We start from the raw sequence: 20,209 nt of genomic DNA on the forward strand, positions 1-20,209 counted from the left end.
GAAGATCATTTTCCAGTTAATTTCTAACCATTCTGTTTTTTCTGACACTAAAGCAAAGCTAATAGATAGGAATAGACAGAGTAACATTGTTTTCATTATAATTTTATTTTTTGTTGTATAAAATTTGGAAATAAATTTCCGGTATTGAATCTCATCTGAATCGATATCTGAATGTGGTTTCATTTTGTAGGTTAAGGGGTTTTAAGCAAACTTAAACCTATAAATAACAATTTCCTTACGGGAAACCGTAAAACCATATAATTACACAAGACCAAAGTCTTTTGCAATTGCAATTAAATGAACATTATTGTTAGCCTTAAAGTAAATTTTTAATTTATTAATTCGTTTTTCCAGACTACTGGTTCCATTTGGGGCTATTGAACTTGCTTTGAATTCGCTGGAAATATTTTCTAATGTTAAGCCCTGAGCTAATAATTTTAAAATAGAAATGTCATAACTTTCTATTTCGATCAAAGTTTTATCATTAAAGCTAAAAGATAAATCCGATGAAAGAATTCTTTCTTCGTTTTGAAATGTTCTTTCTATTGCTTTTTTTAATTCGTTTATACTATTTCTGCCTTTTGAAACATATGCATTAATTTTAAAATCATTAAAAAGTGATTTTATTCGGTATGATTTATCTTCAATCGAGAATACAATTTTTTTAAGTTTAGGCTGAACTGCATTAATAGCCTCTACTAAATCTTCTCCACAGGTTAAATTTACTTTGCGATGATCTGTTTTAAAAGACAAATCAGTAATTAATAAATCGTATGGTTCATTATCATTTAAGGCTTTTTTAATTTTCAAAATCCCATCATCGCAATATTTTACATGATCAATTATAGGAACTTTAAGTTCTTCAAGTACTTGAATAACAGCTATGCTAATACTATCTAGATCTTCGGCAACTAAAACTTTTTTGTACATATTGATTGTTTATAAAGGGAACGAGAAACTTAATTTAAAACCTTTTTTAGAATTGTTGTCAAAAGTAATGGTTCCATTTATAGTTTTTATACGGTTTTCCACATTTGCTAAACCATTTTTGAAAATTATCGAAGAATTTTCATTCCCGGTTCCGTTATCATTATAATCTACAGAGATGTTTTTATCCTTTATTTTAAAGGTAATGCTTACTAAAGTGGCGTTGCTATGTTTTTTCAGGTTATAAAATAATTCTTGTAAAACGCGGTAAAGAATTATTTTTTTGTTTTTTTGAATTTTATTCCATGAAATCAAATCAAATCCATTCAGTAAAATATGAATATTAGGCGTCTTAAACTCGGCAATCATTTCTCTTAAAGCAAAAGGATAATTTTCATCAGTAGCAATTTGGCTGTTTTCTTTAGAAATATTTCGTGTTCGGGAATACATAATTTCTAAATTATTTAATAATTGATCCTTGTTTGTATCAAGTTCCAAATCTTTATGCGTTACAAACTGAAGTGTTTCATGAACATCATTAGCGAGTTCGTCATGTAATTTTTTAGATATTCGCATTTCACTTTGATAAATTACCTCATTTGTTTCCTTTTTTTCTTTTGATTTTAAATGAAAATAAAAGAATGTAATGAATCCCAGAATAAATGCAATGATAATATAAGAGATAATATTTCGTTTTTTTTGTCTTTCTAATTGTAATTCATAGGTTACTTTTTGAGCTTTTAGCTTCAGGTTTTCATCTTTCTCTGTTTTCGAAATATATTTAATATTAGTAAATTGGTTTTTTGCACTTTGTCTTGCATTAGTAATACTGTCAACAAGTTTTATATAAGCTAATGAATGTTGTTTCAAATCATTCCCATTACTATATTTAATTAATAGCGAGAGGGCAATAACTTTACTTTTTGGATTATTTACTTTTAATGCATGCTTGTATGCTTTATCTGCATAGACTCTGGATAAATTAGGATTGCTTTTTTCAAAAAATATAGAGAGATGTTTATATGTCAATACTAGGCCTTCTTGGGTTTCAGGTTTTAATCTAATTCTTAAGGCTTGATAAAAACAATCTAATGCTTTTTTAGGATTTCCCAGCTTATAATAACAATACCCTAGATTGTCTATTACAAAAGAATAAATATTATGATTTATTGCATCATATTTTGAAACGTTTTTTTGTGAGGCTAGTATAAGCAGTATTTTTTTAGCTTCTTTATATCTGCCTTGTTCCATATAAATAGCAACTAAATTATTTAAGGCAGTAAATTTCCTCCATGCACTGGTTTTTAGTGCTATAGCTTTTTTGAAGTATAAAATAGCATTGTAATTATCGTAATTATTGCTATATACAATTCCTAATAAATTATAGATAATCCATGAATATCTGGGATTTTTGATTTTTTTTAAGTAAGGTAATGCTTCCGTTGCATTTTCTTCACTAGCAATATAATTTCCTTGTTCTATTTGAAGTTCAGCGATACAGGATAATGCATAAACATAATCTATAGTATTTGTATTAGGATTGCAAAGTTTTTTAACTTTGTTAAAAACATAGATTGCACTATCACTTTTATAAGCATCAAAATATACATCGGCTATATCAGTAAGTCTTTTTATTTCTTTAGTATTATCCTTTTTTACATGTTTTAAAGGTTTTTTGCTTTTATAAGAATAAAATAAAATTACGCTCCCAATTAATAATAGAGATAGAAATATCATGAGATATTTCAGGGCAGTTTTGTTTTGAAAGAAATAAAAAGTTTTTGTCATGATTATAATGGGAATTTAAAAAAGACTTTAAATCCTTTGCTTGGCTGCGAATCCATATTGATTTTTCCTTTTATTGCCAGAATTCTGTTTTCGATATTTTGAAGTCCGTTTCTAAAAGTTACATTGTTAAGATCACAACCTTTACCATTGTCAGTATAAGAAACAGTAACACTTTGATCTGTTTTTTTGAAAGTTATGCCAATTAAAGAAGCATCACTATGTTTTTTTGCGTTTACAAGTAGTTCCTGTAAAACTCTGTAAACAGTTATCTTTTTGTTCTTTTCAATTTCATTCCACGAAATAGTTTCCAGGCCGTTCAATATAAAGTTTATGTTTGGATTATTGAATTCCGAAATCATTTCCTTTAATGCCATACTATAGTTTTCATCTGTAATAATAGTACTGTTTTCCTTTGAAATATTTCTTGCTCGTGAATAAATGACTTGTAAATTATTTAATAGCTGGTCTTTATGTTCAATTAGTTCAATATCTCTATTTTGGGCAAAAGTCAATGTTTGGTACACATCATTAGCGAGTTCATCATGTAGTTTTCTTGATATTTGCATTTCACTTTTATAAATAGCTTCATTTTTATCTTTTTTGATTTTGAAGTTAAATAGTAGTATAGAAATATAATTATTCCTAAAGCGAAAATTATAATTACCGAAGAAATTAAATTTCTGCTTTTCTGTTTTTCTATTTGTAATTCATTTTCAGCTTTTTGAGATTTGAGTTGAAGGTTTTCTTTTCTATCTTTTTTTGAGTCATACTTAATATATGCAAATTGATTTTGAGCTTTTGACCTGTTTGTAATAAGACTGTCAATTATTTTGATATATGCTAATGAATATTTTTTTAATTCATTTCCTTCCGTTTTTTGAATTAATAAGGCAAGACCATTAGCTTTAAATGTTGCATTATTTACCGCGCATGCATTTATATATGATTTTTGTGCATAAATTTTGGAAAGTTTTAAATTGCTTTTTTCATAAAATATGGCTAGATATCTATAAGTAGTCATTAATTCAAAATCCCGTTTATATTTAAGTTTTATTTTTAAACTCTCCGTAAGATATTTTAAAGCTTTTGGATTCCCGAGTTTATAATAACAAAATCCTAAATTGTCTAATAACATTGCATAATGGTTAATGGTCCGAAGACTATCAGTATCATGTTTGATTTCTAGAGTATTTATTGGTTCTAATATTTGAACAGCTTTTTTATATTTTTCTTCTCCTATATAAATATTAGCAATGTCATTTAAAATTTCTGCTTTTTTAAAAGGCTTTTTTGCTAGTTTTAAGGCTTTTATGTGATAATTTATAGCACTTGTGTTGTCATATTTATTATAATAATTATAAGCTGTTATAGTGTAAACGTTATAAGTAAATTTGGGATTTTTTAATTTTTTTAAATATGGAAGTGTTTTAGTCAATGTTTCTTCACTGGCATTATAATTACTGGCATTTTGTTGAATCTCTGCTATTGAGATAAGGGAGTAAATATAGGCTTCTAAATAATCTAATTTTGGGTCACAAAGTTGTATTGCCTTATTGTAATAAAAATATGAACTGTCTGGTTTATTATCAAAAAGAAAATCTGCCTTTTGTATCAGCTTTTTGATTTCACTTGTTTTGTCTTTTCTCTTAATTTTTAATGGTGTTTGATTTTTATATGAATTTAAAATAACCAATAAAAGTATAGAAATAGTTATAAGAAGATATTTAAGAATCTTCTTATTTGCAAAAATGTAGAAAGCCTTTTTCATCATTACAAAGGAAATTCAAAAAAGACTTTAAATCCTTTATCAATTGCTGAATCAACATCAATTTTTCCTTTTATAGCAAGAATTCTGTTTTCTACATTATGAAGACCATTTCTAATTGTGATTTTATTCAGATCAATACCTTTTCCATTATCAGTATAAGTAACAATAACACTTTTATCAGTATTTTTAAAAGTAATGACCACTAGGGTCGCATCACTATGTTTTTTCATATTTACAAGTAATTCCTGTAATACTCTGTAAACTGTTATTTTTTTATTTTTTTCAATTTCATTCCAATAAATCGTTTCTATGCCATTCAATAATATATTAATATTTGGAGTATTAAATCCGGCAATCATTTCTTTAAGGTAATAGATATATTCGTCTGTGGTAATAATTGGACTATTCTCTTTTGATATATCTCGCGTTCTTGAATATATTAAATCCAGATTTTTTAACAATTGATCTTTATTTTCCGCCAAAGAAAGGTTTTTATTTTCGGCGAAAGCCATCGTATGATAAATATCGTTAGCCAGTTCATCATGAAGTTTCTTTGAAATGCGCGTTTCACTTTTATAAGTCGCTTCAATTTTTTCTCTGTTTCCTCGTGAAGTCAGATAGAAATAAAGTACCAGAATAAGACTTAAGCTTAGTGCAATAATAATATATGAAATAATATTTCTGTTCTTTTGCTTCTCTAATTGAAGCTCATTTTCGGCCTTATGCGTTTTAAGTTTTAGATTTTCGTCTTTTTCCTTCTTTGAATCATATTTGATTCTTGCAAATTGATTTTTAGCTTTTTGTCTTACTTCAAAAATGCTGTCGATCAGATTAACATATATTATTGAGTACTTCTTTAATTCTTTATCCGAGCTATTTGTCATTATTAGTTTTAAAGCAGACAATCTTTCATCAACATTATTTATAATACTAAACTTTTCATAGCTTAATAACATATATTTTTTTGCCAGCAAAGGATTGTCTTTTTCATAAAACTTTGCAAAGTGAATATAACTTTTTCCTAAATCAAAAGGTTTTTTTCTTTTTGTCTTATTTCAAGGCTTTTATTAAAATAGTAAAGTGCCTTTTTAGAGTCATTTTTTTAAAATAGCAGAAACCTATATTATCTAAGACCTTACCCTGAAATTCATTATCGGCTAATACTTCTTTTTTTGTTATTAGTGAAAGAAAAATTTCAAGAGACTCATCGTATTTTCCCTCTTCAATTAATATAACAGCTATATTATTTTTTGCAGCTAATTTTCTCCATTCCTTTGTTTTTAATTGTAAAGCCTTTTGATTGTATAAAATTGCATTTTTATATTCGTAAGTGTTTAAGTAGTTTGTGCTCAGGGTAACATAAGAGTTCCATATTTGAGATACTTTTTTTACATACTTCAAATACGGAAGAGCTTCGGTAATTGTAGCTTCACTTCCGGCATAATCACCATGAATCTGCTGAATTTCGGCCATACAGTTTGACACGATAACATAATTGTCTGCATCTGTTATCGGATTACAAATAAACTTTGCTTTGTTATAATAATAAAAAGCGCTATCTAACTTATTATTATCATAAAACAGATTGTCCGCAATAGTAATCATCCTCTTAACTTCGGCTTTTGTGTCCTTAGGTTTAATAGGGGCGTCATTCTTTTTTTGACAGGATAAAAGAATCAAAAAACTAAATATAATATATAAAAACGACGGTATTCTTTGTGGTATCATGCGCCAAAAATATAGAATTATAAGTGTTGGGAACACGTATAAATACCTGTTTTTGAAAAATTTTCAAAATTAAGACATTGAGATTCTCATTTAGAGGCATATACAAACAAACCTTCACACAGGAAGGCTTGTAGTTGATCTGAATGTTGTAAAATTAATCTTTATAAAATTATACGGCTCTCCATCCCGTTGCTATTGCTAACCTGTTCCATGAATTAATTGTAATGATAATAATTATAATTTCAGCAAGATATTTTTCATCAAATAGGTTTGCAGCATTTTGATAAACTTCATCAGATACGTGATTACTAATCATTGTAATTTGTTCGGTTAATGCCAAAATTGCTTTTTCCTCTTCAGTATATACATCAGCTTCACGCCATGAACTTAACAGGTAAATACGTTTTTCTGTTTCGCCGTACTTTCTTGCGTCTGTGGTATGCATGTTAATACAAAAAGCGCAGCCATTAATTTGTGATGCACGAATTTTTATTAGCTCTTTGTGTGTTGTAGTGACTGATGTTTTTGCGTTGTATTTTTCTAAATTCATTAAGGCTTCATAAGCTTCAGGAGCAACTGTTGGAACAACGATTCTTGGTTTCATTTTATTATTTTTTAAAGTTTGATACAAAGGTCAGGCATCTCTTATTTAAAAAACTTGAACTACTTCAAGAAAACTTAGACTTTACCAGCTCTTATTTTGCTCATAAATTCTGCCGAAAAATCAAGGTAGGAGGCAATCATATATTGAGGAACACGTTGCACAAATTCCGGATGCAGATTATTGAAATGATGATACCTTTCTTCTGCCGACATGGTAAATAAAAATTTAATTCTCATTTGTGCAGCTCCAAATGATTTTTGAGATACAATTCTGAAATATCTTTCCAGTTTTGGAATTTCAATTAGAATTGCTTCTAATGTTGTTTTTTCAATGGCAACTACTGTTGAGTTTTCTACAGCCTGAATGTAAAAATGCGAAGGAATATGATTGTGATAGCTTAAATAATCGGTTATCCACCAATTCTCGATACCAAATTGAAGAGTTTGTTCTATGCCTTTAGAATTAATTATATATTGTCTCATACAGCCTTTTATAATGAAATAGATAGTATTGCAAAGCTGACCTTCTTGTAAAACGAGTTCTTTCTTTTTTATTTTGGAAATGCTTAAAGCAGCTTCTAAAATATCAATTTCTGATGGCTCGAGATTAATATGTTTTTGAATATGTTGTAAAAGTGAAGTATGCATCTAAAACTATTTTATGCAAATTTACTTATTAATTTAATTTTGAAACAATGAATTTCCGGAAACATCATAAAACAAAAAACCATCCTTGATGGATGGTTTTTCTATGATAAGTAAGTAATCTAAATTGAGTTTATAAAACGTTTATTTTACTTTATTAAGTATTGCTTTGAAAGCTTCTGGGTGATTCATAGCTAAATCTGCAAGAACTTTACGGTTCAATTCGATTCCGTTAGCTTTAACTTTCCCCATGAATTGAGAATAAGACATCCCTTCTAATCTAGCTCCAGCGTTGATACGTTGAATCCATAAAGCACGGAAATTTCTTTTATTCTGTTTTCTGTCACGGTAAGCATAGCTCATCGCTTTCTCTACCGCGTTCTTAGCAACTGTCCAAACGTTTTTACGTCTACCAAAGAAACCTTTGGCTTGCTTCATTATTTTTTTCTTCTTGCTCTTTTAGCAACTGAATTTACCGATCTTGGCATAATTTTAATGTGTTTTTGTAGCAGGCGTCCTGAATTAAATCAAAGGAACTTAAAAGCCATACTCCAAGGTTATATAAATAATTTTTTAACCTAAAGAATTATTAGATAATTCTTAATTGTTGTTTGATGCTTTTCATATCTGTAGAGTGAACTAGCGCTGAGTGAGTCAAAGCTAATTTACGTTTTTTAGATTTTTTAGTCAAGATGTGACTTTTAAAAGCATGCTTTCTTTTAATTTTTCCAGAACCAGTAACTTTAAAACGTTTCTTGGCGCTAGATTTTGTTTTCATTTTAGGCATTTTTCCTAGTGTTTTAATTTATTCTTACTTACTTATTTTATTTCAGATTAGCAGTTTCAAATTCAAGACTGAATACTGAAACTGCAAACTGATTACTTTTTCTTTTTCGGAGCAATGAACATAATCATTCTCTTACCTTCTAAAACCGGCATAGCTTCAACCTTACCGTGTTCTTCTAAATCTGTAGCCAAACGTAGTAATAAAATCTGTCCTTGATCTTTATAGATAATCGAACGTCCTTTAAAGAAAACGAATGCTTTTAATTTAGCACCTTCTTTAAGGAACTTCTCAGCATTTTTTCTTTTAAATTCATAATCATGCTCATCAGTCTGAGGACCAAAACGAATTTCTTTTACTACAACTTGCGTAGATTTAGCTTTTAATACCTTATCACGTTTCTTTTGTTCGTAAACAAATTTCTTGTAATCCATGATTTTACAAACCGGCGGCTCAGCGTTTGGCGAAATTTCAACCAAATCCAATTCGAATTGATCTGCTAAACGTAAAGCTTCTGCAAGCTTAAATACACCTGGTTCGATGTTCTCGCCTACTAGTCTTACTTCTTGTACACCACGAATATTATTATTTATTCTGTGTGCATCTTTTTTTTCTACTCGAGGTTGATAACCTCTGTTGCTTCTTATTGCTATGACTTTATAATTTAAGTTAAACTGTAAAAACTTTTAATGTCTTTTTTATTTCTTCGTTTACAATAGCGACAAATTCATCAATTGTAACTGTAATATTCCCTTTTCCTTCTTGACCGTGACGACGAATTGAAATAGTTCCGTTTTTCTCTTCTTCCTCACCAACAATCAGCATAAATGGTATTTTTTGCATTTCTGCATCTCTAATTTTCTTACCAATTGTCTCGTTTCGGTTGTCAATTAGGGCGCGAATTTCGTGATTTTCTAGCAAATCTAAAACTTTTTTAGCATAAATTTCGTATTTCTCACTCAAAGACAATATTATAGCCTGTTCAGGCATAAGCCAAAGTGGGAAATTTCCTGCAGTATGTTCTAGTAAAATTGCGATAAATCGTTCCATAGAACCAAAAGGAGCTCTATGAATCATAACTGGGCGATGTAATTCATTATCAGCACCTTTATAGGTTAATTCAAAACGCTCAGGCAAGTTATAATCAACCTGAATAGTTCCTAATTGCCATTGTCTTCCCAAAGCATCTTTTACCATAAAGTCAAGCTTCGGACCATAAAAAGCAGCCTCGCCATATTCTACTACAGTATTCAGTCCTTTGTCAGCCGCAGCGTTGATAATTGCATTTTCTGCTTTCTCCCAATTTTCATCAGAGCCAATGTATTTCTCTCTGTTTTCCTGATCTCTTAATGAAATTTGAGCAGTAAAGTTTTCAAAACCTAACGAACCGAATACATAAAGTACAAGATCGATAACTTTTTTGAACTCTTCATCTAATTGCTCCGGAGTACAAAAAATATGTGCATCATCCTGAGTAAATCCTCTTACACGAGTTAAACCGTGCAATTCACCAGATTGCTCATATCTATATACAGTACCAAATTCGGCATAACGCTTAGGTAAATCTTTATATGACCAAGGTCTTACATTATAGATTTCACAGTGATGAGGACAGTTCATAGGTTTCAATAAAAATTCTTCGCCTTCAGCAGGAGTATTTATAGGTTGAAAACTATCAGCACCATATTTAGCATAGTGACCAGAAGTTACATAAAGTTCTTTCTGACCAATATGTGGAGTAACTACTTGTTCGTATCCGGCTTTCTTTTGAGCTTTCTTTAAAAACTGCTCTAAACGATCTCTAAGGGCAGCACCTTTAGGTAACCATAAAGGTAAACCTTGTCCAACTTTTTGAGAAAAAGCAAACAATTCAAGTTCCTTACCTAATTTACGGTGATCACGACGTTTTGCCTCCTCAAGAAGTTCAAGATATTCAGTTAGATCTTTTTGTTTTGGGAAAGAAGTTCCGTAAACACGAGTCAACTGTTTATTTTTCTCATCACCTCTCCAGTAAGCACCGGCAACGCTCATGATTTTAAAAGCTTTGATAATCCCGGTATTCGGAATATGTCCACCGCGACATAAATCAGTAAAAGTAGCATGATCACAAAAAGTGATAGTTCCGTCTTCAAGATTCGAAATCAATTCAGTCTTGTAAACGTTATCCTTGTACATTGCTAAAGCATCGGCCTTACTAACCGGACGCATTTTAAACTCATGTTTTTCTCTTGAAATCTCAAGAACACGATCTTCAATTTTTTTAAAGTCAGCTTCTACAATTTTCTGATCTTCAAAATCAACATCATAATAAAACCCATTAGAAATTGCAGGTCCAAGAGTTAATTTAATTCCAGGATACAATTCCTCTAAAGCTTGAGCCATTACGTGGGAAGTTGAATGCCAGAAAGCTTTTTTGCCTTCCGCATCATTCCAGGTATATAAAATAAGACTACCGTCGGTCGTCAATGGAGTTTCGGTTTCAATTGTTGTACCATTAAAGGATGCTGAAATCACGTTTCTTGCAAATCCTTCACTAATGCTTTTAGCAACCTCCATCGGAGTTACGCCAGAAGCAAACTCTCTAATTGACCCGTCGGGTAAAGTAATCTTAATCATTGTTTATAATTTTGTGAATGCAAATATAACGCATTACTAAAATACATACAATATATATATGCATGTTTATACTATATATATGTAAGGAATAAATATTAACCTTAATCTAATGCTTTTCTCTACGTATATATAAGGTGAAAATTATACTGTAATATATAAGTGTGATTTTGTTAGGGCGAAGTTGAAGTTCTTTTATTGAAATTAATATTAATGAGGAGCTGTTCCCGCTGTTCCTTCCAATCTTTTGTGGTGAACCCCACCACAAAAGGATTTTCCCTCCCATCGGGGCTAGGGGAGTTGTTTTCAGGAGAAGTGTTACTTGTATAAGGAGAAAACAGGGAAAAAAGACTTTGTGTCTTAATGCCTTTGTTGCAAAAGCCTAAAAAAGGCATCCAAAAGGATAAAAATCCCGTAAAAGAAGCAGAAAGCAAATGTTGTAGAGTTCTCAGAAAAGAATGTATTAGTATGTAAAGTCCATAAAAACGGTAGTTCAGGAAACAAAAGAATTGAGATAAACACAAACACTACAGAAAATTCCTAAAAACGATAAAAAATATCAAATCGTAAGTTTTGAGTTATCAGAGTGTTAAGAAAAACTTTTGCAAAAGATTGAAATTATATAAAAAAAAGGCTTGTAAATGTAAATAAAGGTGCTACTTTTGCACCCGCAACAGCGACAGACGTTCTAATAAATACTGACAAGCATATGAATTTTGGAAAGAAAATTTTTTTCAAAAAAAGATTCAAAAAAGCTTGTGAGATTTAAAAACAGAAGTTACATTTGCACCCCGCAAAACAGGGAAAGTTCATTGACAGATTGGTAAATAAGAAGTGAAAAAGGAGATTAAAATTTTCTTTAAAAAAAAACTTCAAAAAACATTTGCCAGTTAGAAATAAGTTTTCTACTTTTGCACCCGCTTTGAAACACAAGCGAAACAAGATTGAAAGACACGTTCGTAGACATATTGAATTGACAGCCGTTTTGAGAGAGATTTCAAAACAAAAGAATAAGAGTAATAGAATCGAGAGATTTGAAAAGAACCGATAGAGAATCGTCGATAATAATTAGTCTTGATTTAATTAAGACAAACAATATACGATGAAGAGTTTGATCCTGGCTCAGGATGAACGCTAGCGGCAGGCTTAACACATGCAAGTCGAGGGGTATAAGTCTTCGGATTTAGAGACCGGCGCACGGGTGCGTAACGCGTATGCAATCTACCTTTTACAGAGGGATAGCCCAGAGAAATTTGGATTAATACCTCATAGCATAGCAGCTTCGCATGAAGCCACTATTAAAGTCACAACGGTAAAAGATGAGCATGCGTCCCATTAGCTAGTTGGTAAGGTAACGGCTTACCAAGGCTACGATGGGTAGGGGTCCTGAGAGGGAGATCCCCCACACTGGTACTGAGACACGGACCAGACTCCTACGGGAGGCAGCAGTGAGGAATATTGGACAATGGGCGCAAGCCTGATCCAGCCATGCCGCGTGCAGGATGACGGTCCTATGGATTGTAAACTGCTTTTATACGAGAAGAAACACTCCTTCGTGAAGGAGCTTGACGGTATCGTAAGAATAAGGATCGGCTAACTCCGTGCCAGCAGCCGCGGTAATACGGAGGATCCAAGCGTTATCCGGAATCATTGGGTTTAAAGGGTCCGTAGGCGGTTTGGTAAGTCAGTGGTGAAAGCCCATCGCTCAACGGTGGAACGGCCATTGATACTGCCAGACTTGAATTATTAGGAAGTAACTAGAATATGTAGTGTAGCGGTGAAATGCTTAGAGATTACATGGAATACCAATTGCGAAGGCAGGTTACTACTAATTGATTGACGCTGATGGACGAAAGCGTGGGTAGCGAACAGGATTAGATACCCTGGTAGTCCACGCCGTAAACGATGGATACTAGCTGTTGGGAGCAATCTCAGTGGCTAAGCGAAAGTGATAAGTATCCCACCTGGGGAGTACGTTCGCAAGAATGAAACTCAAAGGAATTGACGGGGGCCCGCACAAGCGGTGGAGCATGTGGTTTAATTCGATGATACGCGAGGAACCTTACCAAGGCTTAAATGTAGATTGACCGGTTTGGAAACAGATCTTTCGCAAGACAATTTACAAGGTGCTGCATGGTTGTCGTCAGCTCGTGCCGTGAGGTGTCAGGTTAAGTCCTATAACGAGCGCAACCCCTGTTGTTAGTTGCCAGCGAGTCATGTCGGGAACTCTAACAAGACTGCCAGTGCAAACTGTGAGGAAGGTGGGGATGACGTCAAATCATCACGGCCCTTACGCCTTGGGCTACACACGTGCTACAATGGCCGGTACAGAGAGCAGCCACTGGGCGACCAGGAGCGAATCTATAAAACCGGTCACAGTTCGGATCGGAGTCTGCAACTCGACTCCGTGAAGCTGGAATCGCTAGTAATCGGATATCAGCCATGATCCGGTGAATACGTTCCCGGGCCTTGTACACACCGCCCGTCAAGCCATGGAAGCTGGGGGTGCCTGAAGTCGGTGACCGCAAGGAGCTGCCTAGGGTAAAACTGGTAACTAGGGCTAAGTCGTAACAAGGTAGCCGTACCGGAAGGTGCGGCTGGAACACCTCCTTTCTAGAGCCCCAATTGTTAGCAGTAATGCACGATGGGGAAAAAAGATGATAATTTAGAAGGTTCTGAATCACGAAGTTCAATTACTCTTGCTGTTAGTTCAAATAATAAATTTTAAGTAAAACAGAGTCTCGTAGCTCAGCTGGTTAGAGTACTACACTGATAATGTAGGGGTCGGCAGTTCGAGTCTGCCCGGGACTACTATTTAACTTAAAAAAAAGGAAATTTTAGAAGTTGAGCATTTATGAGTATTCATAACTCATAATTCATAACTCATCATTTAAAAATGGGGGATTAGCTCAGCTGGCTAGAGCGCCTGCCTTGCACGCAGGAGGTCAACGGTTCGACTCCGTTATTCTCCACTGATTGTCTGTAAAGATAGGCAATAAAAGTTCATTGACATATTGAGATAAGAAAATAATAAAAAGTAGAAAGCGTTTTTTGTTATAGTAGCAATACAAATAACAAAAGACAAAAAAAAACGGTCTTAATTAATTTTAAGATTGGTACAATAAGCAAAATAAGGGCGTATGGGGGATGCCTTGGCTCTCAGAGGCGATGAAAGGCGTGATAAGCTGCGAAAAGCTGCGGGGACGGGCACACACCGATTGATCCGCAGATACCTGAATGGGGCAACCCACTATGTTGAAGACATAGTACACCGATAGGTGGGCAAACCCGCTGAACTGAAACATCTAAGTAGGCGGAGGAGAAGAAAACAAAAGTGATTCCGTAAGTAGTGGCGAGCGAACGCGGATTAGCCCAAACCAGTGCTGTTACGGCAGTGCTGGGGTTGTAGGACCACGACATTTTATGCACAAGGAACCGGAAGTTGCTGGAAAGTGACGCCATAGAGGGTGATAGCCCCGTATGGGTAACAAGTGTAATAGATAGTGGTATCCTGAGTAGGGCGGGGCACGTGAAACCCTGTCTGAATTTGGCGGGACCATCCGCTAAGGCTAAATACTCCTGAGAGACCGATAGTGAACCAGTACCGTGAGGGAAAGGTGAAAAGAACCGTGAATAACGGAGTGAAATAGATCCTGAAACCATACGCTTACAAGCGGTCGGAGCCCTTTCGTGGGGTGACGGCGTGCCTTTTGCATAATGAGCCTACGAGTTAACGTTGCTGGCAAGGTTAAGTGGTTAAGCCACGGATCCGTAGCGAAAGCGAGTCTGAATAGGGCGCTTTAGTCAGTAGTGTTAGACGCGAAACCGTGTGATCTACCCATGGGCAGGATGAAGCGCTGGTAACACAGTGTGGAGGTCCGAACCGGTTGACGTTGAAAAGTCTTCGGATGACCTGTGGGTAGGGGTGAAAGGCCAATCAAACTCGGAAATAGCTCGTACTCCCCGAAATGCATTTAGGTGCAGCGCTGAATTAAGTTATATAGAGGTAGAGCTACTGATTGGATGCGGGGGCTTCACCGCCTACCAATTCCTGACAAACTCCGAATGCTATATAATGTTTCTCAGCAGTGAGGGCTTGGGTGCTAAGGTCCAAGTCCGAGAGGGAAAGAACCCAGACCATCAGCTAAGGTCCCCAAATATACACTAAGTTGAAAGAACGAGGTTTGTCTGCCCAGACAGCTAGGATGTTGGCTTGGAAGCAGCCATTCATTTAAAGAGTGCGTAACAGCTCACTAGTCGAGCGGACGAGCATGGATAATAATCGGGCATAAGTGTATTACCGAAGCTATGGATTTAGAGTTTACTCTAAGTGGTAGGGGAGCATTCCAGCAGGGTTGAAGGTGTATCGTAAGGTATGCTGGACTGGCTGGAAAAGAAAATGTAGGCATAAGTAACGATAATGCGGGCGAGAAACCCGCACACCGAAAAACTAAGGTTTCCACAGCTATGCTAATCAGCTGTGGGTTAGTCTGGTCCTAAGGCGAACCCGAAAGGGACAGTCGATGGCCAACGGGTTAATATTCCCGTACTACTAATTACTGTGATGGGGTGACGGAGTGATGAAAGCGCCGCGAACTGACGGAATAGTTCGTTGAAGTACCTACCTATAAGATCTGCAGGCAAATCCACAGATCTTGGGGAAATACGATAGTACTCGGAGTCTTCGGACAAAGAGATAGTGCGCCTAAGGGCTTCCAAGAAAAACCTCTAAACTTCAGGTAATTAGTACCAGTACCGTAAACCGACACAGGTAGTTGAGGAGAGAATCCTAAGGTGCTCGAGAGATTCATGGCTAAGGAATTAGGCAAAATAGACCTGTAACTTCGGGAGAAAGGTCGCCAGCGCAAGCTGGCCGCAGTGAAGAGGTCCAGGCGACTGTTTATCAAAAACACAGGGCTCTGCAAAATCGTAAGATGAAGTATAGGGCCTGACACCTGCCCGGTGCTGGAAGGTTAAGAGGAGATGTTATCTTCGGAGAAGCATTGAATTGAAGCCCCAGTAAACGGCGGCCGTAACTATAACGGTCCTAAGGTAGCGAAATTCCTTGTCGGGTAAGTTCCGACCTGCACGAATGGTGTAACGATCTGGACACTGTCTCAGCCATGAGCTCGGTGAAATTGTAGTAACGGTGAAGATGCCGTTTACCCGCAGTGGGACGAAAAGACCCTGTGCACCTTTACTATAGCTTAGTATTGACCTTGGATAAATGATGTGTAGGATAGGTTGGAGACTGTGAAGTGGCGTCGCCAGGCGTTGTGGAGTCATTGTTGAAATACAACCCTTTGTTTATCTGAGGCCTAACCCCGTTTTGCGGGGGACATTGCTTGGTGGGTAGTTTGACTGGGGTGGTCGCCTCCAAAAGAGTAACGGAGGCTTCTAAAGGTTCCCTCAGTACGCTTGGTAACCGTGCGTAGAGTGCAATGGCATAAGGGAGCTTGACTGAGAGACATACAGGTCGATCAGGTACGAAAGTAGAGCATAGTGATCCGGTGGTTCCGCATGGAAGGGCCATCGCTCAAAGGATAAAAGGTACGCCGGGGATAACAGGCTGATCTCCCCCAAGAGCTCATATCGACGGGGGGTTTGGCACCTCGATGTCGGCTCGTCACATCCTGGGGCTGGAGAAGGTCCCAAGGGTTGGGCTGTTCGCCCATTAAAGTGGCACGCGAGCTGGGTTCAGAACGTCGTGAGACAGTTCGGTCTCTATCTACTGTGGGCGTTAGAAATTTGAGTGGATCTGATTCTAGTACGAGAGGACCGAATTGGACAAACCTCTAGTGTATCTGTTGTCCCGCCAGGGGCACCGCAGAGTAGCTACGTTTGGAAGGGATAAGCGCTGAAAGCATATAAGCGCGAAACCCACCACAAGATGAGATTTCTTTTAAGGATCGTGGAAGATGACCACGTTGATAGGCTATAGATGTAAAGGCAGTAATGTCATAGTCGAGTAGTACTAATAATCCGTAAGCTTATGTACACCCTTTTCTCCCGACTACGGTCGGGAGAAGAAACTTTCTAAAAAACACTTTTTTCTTTATCTCAGTATGTTAAGATATTACTTCAATTAAAAATTTTGAATTAAAAATTAAAAATTGAAGAACAAATTGCCCAAAGCAATTATAACTTCTTAAGGTGGTTATTGCGGCGGGGCTCACCTCTTCCCATCCCGAACAGAGTAGTTAAGCCCGCCTGCGCAGATGGTACTGCAGTTATGTGGGAGAGTATGTCGTCGCCTTTCTTTTGAAAAACCCTATCCAATACGGATAGGGTTTTTTGGTTTTACTCCTTTTTGTGAAGGACTATCCCAGGATCTATACCAAATTGCTCCTGTTCTGTTAAATTAAAGTCAATTACGAGTTTTAAATTATAGTGAGTTAGCCTTTTTAAATGCGAATCTGTATTTTTGTATTCAAATATTATAATTTAGATATGAAAAAAATATTGTATTGTTGGCATTATTTGTTATTGCAAATTTAAGTGCTCAACAACGCCCTAAGTTGGTAGTAGGTATTGTAGTTGATCAAATGAAAATGGAATATTTATATCGATTTTCAGATGATTTTTCTCCAAATGGTTTTAAAAGGTTAATGAATAATGGATATGTTTTTCAAAACATGCATTACAATTATATGCCCACATATACTGCACCTGGACATGCGTCAATTTATACAGGTACAACGCCTTCTACTCATGGAATTGTAGGTAACGAATGGTTTAGCAGAACTCTTGGAAAGGATGTGTATTGTACTGACGATGCAGGAGTGAAAACGGTAGGAGATGGAACAGTAGAAGAAGGAGCTATGTCACCGAAAAATCTTCAAAGCACTACAATTACCGACGAAGTGAGAATGGCTACTAATTTTCAAGGAAAAGTAATTGGAATGAGTCTTAAAGATCGTGGGGCAATTTTACCAGCTGGTCATTTCGCAAATTGGGCATTTTGGTATAGTAAAACTGGTGCTTTTATTTCAAGTACTTTTTATGGTGAAAAATTACCGGAATGGGTTACTCTGTTTAATAATGAAAAACATTACATGTCTTACATTAACAAAGGCTGGGATTTATTTAAACCTGCTGCTACTTATAATGAGAGTTTACCTGATAATAATCCTTATGAAGGAAAGTTATATGGAAGTGCAGCACCAGTTTTTCCATACGATTTAAAAACGATGTATGAGAAAAACGATGCCGGAATTATCAGAGCTACTCCATATGGAAATGATTTATTGGCTGAATTTGCAATGAAGGCAATCGAAAAAGAAGAATTAGGCAAAGATAATATTACTGATTTTTTAACGGTTAGTTTTTCTTCGACAGATTATGTAGGACATTTATTGGGACCTCGTTCTATGGAGCTTCAGGATACCTATTTAAGATTAGATCAAACAATTGCTGATTTTCTGACTTACTTAGATAAATCCATTGGAAAAGATAATTATTTACTATTTCTAACCGCAGACCATGCAGGTGCGGAAAATGTAATATATTTAAAAGATCGTAAATACAATGTTGATAATTATCCATCTAAAGATGTAAAAAAGAGTTTGCAAGACTTCTCGATTAAAACTTTTGGTGTTGATTTAGTTTTAAACTATTCTAATTTTAATCTATATTTCAATAAACAAATTATTAATGATAAAGGCTTAGAATTGATTAAAGTAAAACAAGCTTTTAAAGAATTCTTGATTAGTCAGCCGCAGGTAAAAAGAGTTTATACAGAAGAAGAAATTTTAGCCAATTCTGGAAATGATTACTACTTAAATTTTGTAGCAAAAGGATATGATGTCACACAGGATGGTGATATGGTTATTGTCGATAAACCGGGAGATATTGAATATTCTACTACAGGAACTTCACACGGTACACCTTATAGTTACGATACTCATGTACCAGCTATATTTTTTGGTTGGCATATCAAGAAAGGTGAATCTTATAACAAAAAAGCAATTACTGAAATTGCACCAACAATAGCTCAGAAAATCAAAGTCACTTTCCCAAATGGAACTGAAGCAAAAGTATTGGAGGAAATTCTGGATGAAAAGAAAGATGAAAAAATAAGATATTTAGAAACCTGTCATTTTAATTGACAGGTTTTTTTATGCTATAAAAAAAGGCTTTTCAATTAAGAAAAGCCTTTTAAAATTGAGTGTTTAGTAAGCACTTATTTTAATGTCAGCACTATGCGTTTGCTAACACTAATTCTTCGTTGAAAGGTAAATTCCAAGCTTCAGCAACTCCTTTATAAAGGATTTTTCCATTAGCTATATTCAAACCTTTTTTTAATTCTTCATTTTCATTGCAAGCTTTTTCCCATCCTTTGTTAGCCAATTGTACTGCATAAGGTAAAGTAGCATTTGTTAAAGCTAAAGTTGAAGTGTAAGGAACAGCTCCTGGCATATTAGCTACACAGTAGTGAACAATATCATCAATAATGAAAGTTGGGTTTTCATGAGTTGTAGGTGTGCAAGTTTCAATACATCCACCTTGATCAACCGCAACGTCAACAACAACAGTTCCTGGACGCATTAATTTAAGCATATCACGAGTAATTAAGTGAGGTGCTTTTGCTCCTGGAATCAAAACTGCACCAACGATTAAATCAGCTGTAGCAATTGCTTTTGTAATATTATAGTGATTAGACATTTCTGTATTTACATTTGCAGGCATAATATCGTCTAAATAACGTAAACGTGGCAAACTTAAATCCATAATAGTTACTTGAGCTCCTAAACCAGCAGCCATTTTTGCAGCTTGAGTTCCAACAATTCCTCCACCTAAGACTAATACTTTAGCTGGTGGGACACCTGGAACACCTCCTAAAAGAATTCCTCTTCCTTTTAATGGTTTTTCAAGATATTTTGCTCCTTGTTGAATAGCCATACGACCAGCAACTTCTGACATTGGAACTAATAATGGTAAACTACGATCTGCTTTTTCTACAGTTTCGTAAGCTAAACATACGGCACCTTTTTCAATCATTGCGTGTGTTAATGGTTCTGATGAAGCAAAGTGAAAGTAAGTGAAAAGTAATTGATCTTTTTTGATCAATGGATATTCAGAAGCAATTGGTTCTTTTACTTTAATAATCATTTCTGCAATTGCATATACTTCTTCAATAGTTCCTAAAACTACTGCCCCTGCATTTGCATACTCATCATCACTAAATCCGCTTCCTAAACCTGCAGTTGATTGTACATAAACTGTATGTCCATGTTTTTTCATTTCAGAAACACCAGCTGGAGTTAAAGCTACACGGTTTTCGTTATTTTTAATTTCTTTAGGAACACCTATTATCATTTGTTATATTTTTTTAGTTTTTTGAAATTGTTTTT

General features: G+C 35.1%; 13 protein-coding genes, 2 tRNA genes, 3 rRNA genes and 1 pseudogene. 6 read left to right on the top strand and 13 right to left on the bottom strand.

Going from position 1 to position 20,209, the window contains the following annotated elements:
* Window positions 1-261: 261 nt before the first annotated feature.
* The 12 genes and pseudogenes from ACZZZT_RS08180 to thrS form a co-directional block, all read right to left on the bottom strand.
* Window positions 262-930, bottom strand: a complete 669-nt coding sequence (locus ACZZZT_RS08180) for a response regulator (RefSeq protein WP_463460010.1) — start codon at window positions 928-930, stop codon at window positions 262-264.
* A gap of 9 nt (window positions 931-939) precedes the next feature.
* A complete protein-coding gene (locus ACZZZT_RS08185) occupies window positions 940-2,715 on the bottom strand; it encodes a tetratricopeptide repeat-containing sensor histidine kinase (RefSeq protein ID WP_463460011.1) in 1,776 nt (591 codons plus the stop codon).
* Window positions 2,716-2,717: 2 nt separating this feature from the next.
* A complete protein-coding gene (locus ACZZZT_RS08190; RefSeq protein WP_463460012.1) occupies window positions 2,718-3,281 on the bottom strand; it encodes a sensor histidine kinase in 564 nt (187 codons plus the stop codon).
* Window positions 3,224-4,486 (bottom strand): tetratricopeptide repeat protein, encoded by a 1,263-nt coding sequence (locus ACZZZT_RS08195; protein ID WP_463460013.1) that lies wholly within the window; start codon window positions 4,484-4,486, stop codon window positions 3,224-3,226. The genes ACZZZT_RS08190 and ACZZZT_RS08195 overlap by 58 nt, the downstream gene beginning before the upstream one ends.
* Window positions 4,486-5,457 (bottom strand): sensor histidine kinase, encoded by a 972-nt coding sequence (locus tag ACZZZT_RS08200; RefSeq protein WP_463460014.1) that lies wholly within the window; start codon window positions 5,455-5,457, stop codon window positions 4,486-4,488. The genes ACZZZT_RS08195 and ACZZZT_RS08200 overlap by 1 nt, the downstream gene beginning before the upstream one ends.
* 76 nt (window positions 5,458-5,533) lie before the next feature.
* The gene (locus ACZZZT_RS08205) at window positions 5,534-6,088 is read right to left on the bottom strand and encodes a hypothetical protein (RefSeq protein ID WP_463460015.1); all 555 of its coding nucleotides are present in this window, start codon (window positions 6,086-6,088) and stop codon (window positions 5,534-5,536) included.
* A 292-nt stretch (window positions 6,089-6,380) separates the two neighbouring features.
* Window positions 6,381-6,815, bottom strand: coding sequence for a carboxymuconolactone decarboxylase family protein (locus ACZZZT_RS08210; RefSeq protein ID WP_463460016.1), 435 nt, complete (start codon window positions 6,813-6,815; stop codon window positions 6,381-6,383).
* Window positions 6,816-6,889: 74 nt separating this feature from the next.
* The gene (locus tag ACZZZT_RS08215; protein WP_463460017.1) at window positions 6,890-7,462 is read right to left on the bottom strand and encodes a Crp/Fnr family transcriptional regulator; all 573 of its coding nucleotides are present in this window, start codon (window positions 7,460-7,462) and stop codon (window positions 6,890-6,892) included.
* Window positions 7,463-7,603: 141 nt separating this feature from the next.
* A pseudogene (rplT, locus tag ACZZZT_RS08220) lies at window positions 7,604-7,947 on the bottom strand (50S ribosomal protein L20).
* A gap of 101 nt (window positions 7,948-8,048) precedes the next feature.
* Window positions 8,049-8,246, bottom strand: coding sequence for a 50S ribosomal protein L35 (gene rpmI / locus ACZZZT_RS08225; RefSeq protein ID WP_007810722.1), 198 nt, complete (start codon window positions 8,244-8,246; stop codon window positions 8,049-8,051).
* Window positions 8,247-8,338: 92 nt separating this feature from the next.
* Window positions 8,339-8,890 carry a translation initiation factor IF-3 gene (gene infC, locus ACZZZT_RS08230; protein WP_072974136.1) on the bottom strand — a complete coding sequence of 184 codons (552 nt, stop codon included), beginning with the start codon at window positions 8,888-8,890 and terminating at the stop codon, window positions 8,339-8,341.
* 22 nt (window positions 8,891-8,912) lie between these two features.
* The gene (thrS, locus tag ACZZZT_RS08235) at window positions 8,913-10,859 is read right to left on the bottom strand and encodes a threonine--tRNA ligase (RefSeq protein WP_042567370.1); all 1,947 of its coding nucleotides are present in this window, start codon (window positions 10,857-10,859) and stop codon (window positions 8,913-8,915) included.
* Window positions 10,860-11,955: 1,096 nt separating this feature from the next.
* Here thrS and ACZZZT_RS08240 point away from each other — a divergent pair.
* From ACZZZT_RS08240 to pafA, 6 genes are all read left to right on the top strand, one after another.
* Window positions 11,956-13,469, top strand: a 16S ribosomal RNA gene (locus ACZZZT_RS08240).
* 124 nt (window positions 13,470-13,593) lie between these two features.
* Window positions 13,594-13,667 (top strand) — tRNA-Ile (locus ACZZZT_RS08245).
* An 87-nt stretch (window positions 13,668-13,754) separates the two neighbouring features.
* A tRNA-Ala gene (locus tag ACZZZT_RS08250) sits at window positions 13,755-13,828 on the top strand.
* A 147-nt stretch (window positions 13,829-13,975) separates the two neighbouring features.
* Window positions 13,976-16,854: ribosomal RNA gene (locus tag ACZZZT_RS08255) — 23S ribosomal RNA — on the top strand.
* Between the two features lie 151 nt (window positions 16,855-17,005).
* Window positions 17,006-17,115, top strand: a 5S ribosomal RNA gene (gene rrf / locus ACZZZT_RS08260).
* The 16S, 23S and 5S rRNA genes sit together here with 2 tRNA genes alongside, the layout of an rRNA operon.
* Before the next feature lie 208 nt (window positions 17,116-17,323).
* On the top strand, window positions 17,324-18,964 hold the full coding sequence (gene pafA / locus ACZZZT_RS08265) for an alkaline phosphatase PafA (protein ID WP_463460018.1): 1,641 nt from the start codon (window positions 17,324-17,326) through the stop codon (window positions 18,962-18,964).
* A gap of 91 nt (window positions 18,965-19,055) precedes the next feature.
* On the opposite strand, the gene ald is transcribed toward pafA, so the two are convergent.
* The gene (gene ald / locus ACZZZT_RS08270; protein WP_463460019.1) at window positions 19,056-20,174 is read right to left on the bottom strand and encodes an alanine dehydrogenase; all 1,119 of its coding nucleotides are present in this window, start codon (window positions 20,172-20,174) and stop codon (window positions 19,056-19,058) included.
* Window positions 20,175-20,209 lie beyond the last annotated feature (35 nt).

This window comes from Flavobacterium sp. AC274 (genome assembly GCF_979258275.1).

What these genes read in the sequence shown, in the direction of transcription:
- ACZZZT_RS08205 (WP_463460015.1), bottom strand. Translation starts at nt 6,088, where the DNA reads ATGATTACTATTGCGGACAATCTGTTTTATGATAATAATAAGTTAGAT.
- ACZZZT_RS08180 (WP_463460010.1), bottom strand. Translation starts at nt 930, where the DNA reads ATGTACAAAAAAGTTTTAGTTGCCGAAGATCTAGATAGTATTAGCATA.
- ACZZZT_RS08190 (WP_463460012.1), bottom strand. Translation starts at nt 3,281, where the DNA reads ATGCAAATATCAAGAAAACTACATGATGAACTCGCTAATGATGTGTAC.
- ACZZZT_RS08185 (WP_463460011.1), bottom strand. Translation starts at nt 2,715, where the DNA reads ATGACAAAAACTTTTTATTTCTTTCAAAACAAAACTGCCCTGAAATAT.
- ACZZZT_RS08195 (WP_463460013.1), bottom strand. Translation starts at nt 4,486, where the DNA reads ATGATGAAAAAGGCTTTCTACATTTTTGCAAATAAGAAGATTCTTAAA.
- rpmI (WP_007810722.1), bottom strand. Translation starts at nt 8,246, where the DNA reads ATGCCTAAAATGAAAACAAAATCTAGCGCCAAGAAACGTTTTAAAGTT.
- ACZZZT_RS08210 (WP_463460016.1), bottom strand. Translation starts at nt 6,815, where the DNA reads ATGAAACCAAGAATCGTTGTTCCAACAGTTGCTCCTGAAGCTTATGAA.
- ald (WP_463460019.1), bottom strand. Translation starts at nt 20,174, where the DNA reads ATGATAATAGGTGTTCCTAAAGAAATTAAAAATAACGAAAACCGTGTA.
- thrS (WP_042567370.1), bottom strand. Translation starts at nt 10,859, where the DNA reads ATGATTAAGATTACTTTACCCGACGGGTCAATTAGAGAGTTTGCTTCT.
- ACZZZT_RS08215 (WP_463460017.1), bottom strand. Translation starts at nt 7,462, where the DNA reads ATGCATACTTCACTTTTACAACATATTCAAAAACATATTAATCTCGAG.